Genomic DNA, 381 nt, shown 5'->3' on the forward strand with positions numbered 1-381 from the left:
CCGGGAAGCGACGCCGATCAGGCCACCGCGCGCGCCGTCCACTCGCCCGCGATGTGTACCCGTCGAACGCGGGAGTTGCTCAGCCCGGTAGCCCTCGCGATCTGTGCGTAGGAGACCGACCGCGTCCGCAGTTCGCAGATGGCCCGGCGTTGGGCGTGCAAGCTGAGGTAGCTGAAATCCTCGGCGGAGCGAGCTCCACAGGCGTGCGCAAGCATCAGGCCAACCTCGTTCTCGGTGTACCGCGGCAGCCGGTGGGTCTTCGAGTCCTCGATGGACGAAACGGTCCGGACGGACGCAGCCTGGTCCATCGCCCCCGGCGGCATGAGCCGCCGGAGTTCAGCCTCATCAACCAGGGATGGCCGGCCGAGGAACCGTCGGCTG

Annotated in this window: 1 protein-coding gene; it reads right to left on the reverse strand. The window is 68.8% G+C overall.

Annotation, left to right across the window (positions count from 1 at the left end; genetic code table 11):
• Positions 1–17: 17 nt before the first annotated feature.
• On the reverse strand, positions 18–381 hold a 364-nt coding region (locus BN358_RS27090; RefSeq protein WP_232233306.1), incomplete at its 5' end, for a hypothetical protein.

It is taken from the genome of Sedimentibacter sp. B4, from assembly GCF_000309315.1.
Classification (GTDB): domain Bacteria; phylum Bacillota; class Clostridia; order Tissierellales; family Sedimentibacteraceae; genus Sedimentibacter; species Sedimentibacter saalensis.